We start from the raw sequence: 5,355 nt of genomic DNA, 5'->3' as shown, positions 1-5,355 counted from the left end.
CTCAATTCTAGTCTAATTATAGTAGGGTGCGCTCTTCGATAGCGTAACGCACTGCCCATAGCAGATTAATTAAAGATTTATCAAAAAAGAACTAACTTAGTCGATTTTGCTATAGAATGATAATAATTAGAGTTTATTATTCTGCGACGGGCTATGGGATCAATTGAGCAACTGACAGAAGAGATATTGTCCTTACCTAGTGTATCAAGGGCGCTGCTTGCAGACAAGTTGGTAGAAAGCTTAGAATTCGACACCGATTCAACAATTCAGGCAGTTTGGGTGACTGAAGCAAAAAGACGAAGAGGCGAGGTTCGGGATGGCTCTGTGCAGCCAATTTCGGGGGAAGAAGCTCTAGCTCAAGTTAGACGACTGATTGAGCCATGAGGTATGTATTTCACCCTGAAGCTCTTACTGAATATGCTGAAGCGGTTCAATACTATACAGGGCAACGGGTTGAGGTTGCACAGGCATTTATCAATGCTATCGAGGATACAGTTTATCGAATTAGAGCATCTCCTACTCATTATGTTGTTATTGATGATGCTGTCCGACGATGCATGGCACGCAGATTTCCCTATGCAATTCTCTATACAATCGAGCAAGACTACATTCTCATTTTGGCGGTTATGCATTGCAGCCGAGAACCTGGATACTGGAAAAGTCGTAGATAGTCGAAGTTCCCAGCAGCCTAACGGTGATTGATTTAATAACCCTGGATTGTCCGTAGGATGGTAATATCTAGAGTTTTTAGTAGGGTGCGCTCTTCGATAGCGTAACGCACCAAGTAGTAGTTAAATTAATGATAGATGTGGTGCGTTACGACGGATTGTTAGATGATTGAGTAGGGGCGAAGCATTCGGACAATAACCTATTACTGAAACCCTAGATTTCCTATCCGAATGCTTCGCCCGTACCCCGAATTTTTCTATAGCAAACTCAATTGGGGATGGGGAGTGAGTGCGATTATCTGTAGTGCGATCATAGATTTTAAGCTATAATCAAAGATATTGATTTATCCCCTGAAATTATAATGTTATCCATTAATCTAGACCGAGAAACCGAGAACTATCTAGCGGACATCATTTCCGAAGAGAATATTAGCTCAGAAGAACTTCTGAAAAAACTCATTTACGAACATTGGCAAAGCTTAAAACCGCGTAAAACTTTATTACAACGCCGGGGAGGTCATCCTCAGCATCTTTTAGAAAATGCTCCACCTGATTTGTCATTGCGAGAAAACCGCAAAAAAGTAGTTGCAGAATATATACAAAACCATTATCAGCAACATCATTTATGACAAATTATCCCCCAAAAATTATTACAGAATCAATCAACCAATTCTCTAACTTCAAAGCAGGCACACGCTCAAATTCACGAGTATTTGCGGTAACAAGAGTCAGATCAAGCGCTAGAGAATGAGCAGCAATCAGTAAATCATTCGGACCGATTGGGGTTGCTGCTTGCTCCAAATGTTTACGAATTAGGGCATAGTGCTTATCTACAGTTGATTCTAATGGCAAAACTGTCAAGAACTCCAGGATGCGTTCTAGTTGCTGCACCAGACGGGAGGAACCACTTTTAACCACTCCAAATCTTAATTCACACGCCACAATGATGCTCGTACAAACGCTTTCTTCGCCGACATCCACAATATGCTGGAAAACCTGACCTTGGGGATACCTGATCAAATGTGATAGGATGTTAGTATCAAGCAGATATTGATAGGTCATTGGGTGGTACTAAAATGTAATGTCATCAAGGGGAAGCAACCCTTCATCTATATCAGGAAAATTGTCTGTAATGTCTGGCAAAGTAGTCAGCAAAGAAAGTAGAGAACCAGAAGAAATCGGCTCAATGATTAAGCGATGACCTTCTTTGCGTAACAAAACCTCTGTACTTGATAGGGCCAGTTCAGGAGGAATAGTTAATACTTGCTCTTGTCCACTTGTTAGTAAAGAAACCTGACGTAAATTTTGCATCTGTTGACCCCTTTGTTAATGATCGCCTTACTATTTTAACTTATTTATCTAGTTATCTCGTTCCCAGGTAGAACCTGGGAACCCTTGATTCAGGTTCTACCTGATAACTGTTGACTGATAACTGTTTACTGAAATTCCAGTTCTTCCTAAATACTACTTTAAGGCAGAGCCTTAGATATTATGTTCCAAGGCAGAGCCTTGGAACAAGGGATAGGTGTGGTGCGTTACGACGGATTGTTAGATTTAAGTTTAAGCAGAGATTGTCGCCGTCTAACGCACCCTACGTTTTACTTTGATGTTTATCGCCGTTATCGAAAAGAACCTTTTGAACGAATCTATTTATAACAATAAAATTTCAGGGCTATTTCATTCTAAAATGTGATGTCATCAAGGGGAAGCAACCCTTCATCTATATCAGGAAAATTGTCTGTAATGTCTGGCAAAGTAGTCAGCAAAGAAAGTAGAGAAATGGAAGACAGAGTCTTAGATATGCAGACATTCAGGACACTTATTATCATGTTCTGTCACCGCGATCGCCCTTGATTGCTTTGCCATCATCCTAGTACTTTCAAACCCTTAACTGTAATAATTGTACTGTATTTGGGGTTTGCGGCAAAAAGTTTGTTGTTTTGCTAATAAAGTCCCAAAACCATTTTTTAGCAAAGCTGCTACCGATATTCAGCCAGTCCTAATTAGCTAGAGCAAGCCTCAAGAATTCCTAGCAAATTAACTAAGGGTTTATCTTAATGCTTGCTGCTATCAGCTTAATTTTCTTCCTCCGCTTCTGGGGTTGGTTGTGGTAAACGAGCGATAAAATCTTTCATTTTAGGATGATTAAACATTTTCTCCGTGTCTTGCAAAAGACGTTGACCCCAGAGATTTTCCTTTAAAAATTCCAGACTGGCATAACGACTATCGCTAGTGAGAGCGGCCTGAGCTAATTTGATGCCCTCCTCAGTTTTTCCTTGACTATAAATAGCCACCGCAATAGCTAACTGAGGTTCCGCCTGTTTAGGATCAATTTTCAAAGCGGTGCGCCAATCTTTAAGAGCGGCTTCCTTATCACCCTGTTCGTATTTAACTAAACCAATATTATTAATAGCTGGCCAAAAATTTTTATCTTGACTAACAGCTTTTTCGTAAGCCGCGATCGCTTGAGAATATTGTGCTAACTTGAGATAGGAATTACCGAGATCAAAAAGAGCGGGGGAGATATCGGGTTTCATTTGCAAACCCGCTTCAATCTGGGCAATAGCAGACTGGTAATCTTGATTCTGAAAATAGGCACTACCGAGGGAAAATTTAATATTAGCGTGGGCATCGGCGGGAGCAAGGGACAAAGATTGATTTAATGCCTCGATACCGGGTTGCACCTGATCGTCTTGCAGATATAAACTACCGAGAATAAACCAAGTTTGATAGAGATGGGGGGCCAACTGCACCGCTAACTTAGCTCGTCCAAGGGCTGCGTCGGTACGGCGAAAACGAGCTAATTGGATGGCATCTTCGGCCATTTCAATTCCCGCTTGTTCCATCTGTTCTAACTCCGGTTCGATGGCGTAGGGGAGTAGCGCTTGGGAAAAAGCCGGCGGGCTGCCAGCGACGAAAAAAATGAGTAAAGAAACGATTAATTGAAGTTTTGGCACAGTTTACCCCCGCGATAGGCCTTTTTTAATCAGTCTATCTCGCTTGGGGGTTGTTGGCTAAAGAAACAACAAAGGCAACTCTAGAGACGTTAGTATATAACCAATTAACTTTTGGCTGATCGATGGCAATAACCGTGTTGGGAAAATCAAATCGCCCCCTATTTTGGATATTCGGACTCATGGCTAGTGGTTTTCTGGCGGTGGGAGTGGTTTCTTATCGCTTACTGCAAACTCCTCCCCCTGCCCTAGAATTGGCGAAAATGACCGTTCCTGCTCAACGGGAAACCCTCGCTGTGGAAATTAAAGCTAGTGGTAGGGTGGAACCAATCCAAAGTGTCAACATTAGCCCGAAAAACCCCGGCCGATTAGTGCGATTATTGGTAGATCAGGGCATGATCGTTAAAAGGGGACAAACCCTCGCCGTCATGGATAATTTAGAGGTATATGCCCAAGGAATGCAGTCAGAAGCGCGTCTGCGGGAAGCTCTAGCCAGTCTGGAACAGGCTAAACGCAGTATTCCCGAAGATATCCGGCAATTACAAGCCCGATTTTATCAGGCCCAGGCCAGTTATAAGCAATTAGAAGCCCGTTTAGCTCAGGCCAAAGAAAGAATTCCCAAAGATTTAGACCAACTGCAAGCTCAGGTACAAGCAGCCCAATCCCGTTTTCGACTAGCAGAAAATCGGGTTAAACGCAATGAAAATTTAGTCCAGGAAGGGGCGATCGCTCAAGACCAATTTGATGCCGTCCTCAATGAATATCTCAATGCTAAAGCCAATTTAGACGAATCGATCCGTCGTTTGGAACAAGCAGATAAAACCGCTTCCCCAGAAGTAGCGGGAATTGAGCAGGAAATGATCCGAGCAGCAGCAGCGATCGCAGAAGCGAAATTTGCCCTCGAACAACGCCAAAAAACCCAAGAAACGGAGCTTGCTCGACTAGAATCATCTGTAGCGGCTGCTAGGGCCAATTTAGAGCAAATTAAGATTCAATACCGCGATACAGTCATTACTGCCCCCTTTGATGGCATCGTCACCCAAAAATACGCCACCGAGGGTTCTTTTGTCACTCCCACCACTTCGGCCTCTAGTACCGCTTCCGCCACTTCCACCTCGATTATCGCCCTAGCATCGGGATTGGAAGTGATTGCGAAAGTGCCGGAAGTAGATGTGGGTTTATTGCAGCGCGGCCAACCCGTGCGAATTGTCGCCGATGCTTTTCCTGAAGAAGTCTTTGAAGGTCGAGTTATTCTTGTGGCTCCTGAAGCAATTATCGAGGAGAATGTTACTTCTTTTGAGGTCAGAATCGGTTTGGTGACGGGACGGGACAAACTCAAATCAAAAATGAATGTAGATGTAACTTTTGTCGGCCAGCAGTTAGATAATGCCCTCGTCGTGCCGACTGTTGCCATTGTCACCCGGGAAGGCAAGTCAGGGGTTTTAGTTCCCGATGCCGAAAATAAACCCAGTTTTAAACCCGTTTCGATCGGTTTGGTCTTAGACGATAAAACCCAAATTTTATCAGGTTTGGAAGCCGGAGAAAAGGTCTTTATCGATCTCCCCCAAGGGGCCGAAGATACCTCGAAAACTAATCAAAAATAATCAAAAATCTCAATAATTTTTCTTAACAAATATCTCCAAATTGTCTTTTTTCTGATCGGACAGGAGTCAGGATTCAGGATTCAGGAGACAGGATTCAGGAGACAGGATTCAGGAGACAGGATTCAGGGG

9 protein-coding genes and 1 pseudogene are annotated in these 5,355 nt (G+C 43.1%); 5 read left to right on the top strand and 5 right to left on the bottom strand.

Going from position 1 to position 5,355, the window contains the following annotated elements; genetic code table 11:
- Positions 1 to 153 precede the first annotated feature (153 nt).
- From IQ242_RS15820 to IQ242_RS15810, 3 genes are all read left to right on the top strand, one after another.
- Positions 154 to 384, top strand: coding sequence for an addiction module protein (locus tag IQ242_RS15820; protein ID WP_002753232.1), 231 nt, complete (start codon positions 154 to 156; stop codon positions 382 to 384).
- Complete coding sequence (locus IQ242_RS15815) at positions 381 to 671, top strand: type II toxin-antitoxin system RelE/ParE family toxin (RefSeq protein ID WP_036400794.1); 291 nt, start codon at positions 381 to 383, stop codon at positions 669 to 671. The genes IQ242_RS15820 and IQ242_RS15815 overlap by 4 nt, the downstream gene beginning before the upstream one ends.
- A gap of 359 nt (positions 672 to 1,030) precedes the next feature.
- Positions 1,031 to 1,297: a hypothetical protein gene (locus IQ242_RS15810; RefSeq protein WP_190357518.1), complete on the top strand. Its 267-nt coding sequence runs from the start codon at positions 1,031 to 1,033 to the stop codon at positions 1,295 to 1,297.
- A 4-nt stretch (positions 1,298 to 1,301) separates the two neighbouring features.
- On the opposite strand, the gene IQ242_RS15805 is transcribed toward IQ242_RS15810, so the two are convergent.
- Both IQ242_RS15805 and IQ242_RS15800 read right to left on the bottom strand, forming a co-directional pair.
- Positions 1,302 to 1,730, bottom strand: coding sequence for a type II toxin-antitoxin system VapC family toxin (locus IQ242_RS15805; RefSeq protein ID WP_193960618.1), 429 nt, complete (start codon positions 1,728 to 1,730; stop codon positions 1,302 to 1,304).
- 9 nt (positions 1,731 to 1,739) lie between these two features.
- Positions 1,740 to 1,979: an antitoxin gene (locus tag IQ242_RS15800; RefSeq protein ID WP_002779916.1), complete on the bottom strand. Its 240-nt coding sequence runs from the start codon at positions 1,977 to 1,979 to the stop codon at positions 1,740 to 1,742.
- A 180-nt stretch (positions 1,980 to 2,159) separates the two neighbouring features.
- Here IQ242_RS15800 and IQ242_RS15795 point away from each other — a divergent pair, with 180 nt between their 5' ends.
- Positions 2,160 to 2,324, top strand: coding sequence for a hypothetical protein (locus tag IQ242_RS15795; protein WP_190357517.1), 165 nt, complete (start codon positions 2,160 to 2,162; stop codon positions 2,322 to 2,324).
- A 26-nt stretch (positions 2,325 to 2,350) separates the two neighbouring features.
- Here IQ242_RS15795 and IQ242_RS27205 read toward each other — a convergent pair.
- From IQ242_RS27205 to IQ242_RS15785, 3 genes and pseudogenes are all read right to left on the bottom strand, one after another.
- Positions 2,351 to 2,455, bottom strand: a pseudogene (locus tag IQ242_RS27205) (AbrB/MazE/SpoVT family DNA-binding domain-containing protein); the annotation flags it as partial.
- 288 nt (positions 2,456 to 2,743) lie between these two features.
- Positions 2,744 to 3,625, bottom strand: coding sequence for a tetratricopeptide repeat protein (locus IQ242_RS15790; protein WP_193960617.1), 882 nt, complete (start codon positions 3,623 to 3,625; stop codon positions 2,744 to 2,746).
- Positions 3,626 to 3,659: 34 nt separating this feature from the next.
- Entirely contained in the window at positions 3,660 to 3,806 is a 147-nt protein-coding gene (locus IQ242_RS15785) for a hypothetical protein (RefSeq protein WP_167341562.1), read from the bottom strand.
- Here IQ242_RS15785 and IQ242_RS15780 point away from each other — a divergent pair.
- Positions 3,748 to 5,226, top strand: coding sequence for an efflux RND transporter periplasmic adaptor subunit (locus tag IQ242_RS15780; protein WP_193960616.1), 1,479 nt, complete (start codon positions 3,748 to 3,750; stop codon positions 5,224 to 5,226). The two genes, IQ242_RS15785 and IQ242_RS15780, sit on opposite strands and share 59 nt — an antisense overlap.
- The last annotated feature ends 129 nt before the right edge of the window (positions 5,227 to 5,355 follow it).

The organism is Microcystis sp. LEGE 08355, from assembly GCF_015207185.1.
Lineage (GTDB): Bacteria > Cyanobacteriota > Cyanobacteriia > Cyanobacteriales > Microcystaceae > Microcystis > Microcystis panniformis.
This window is presented reverse-complemented; position numbering and strand designations above follow the sequence as displayed.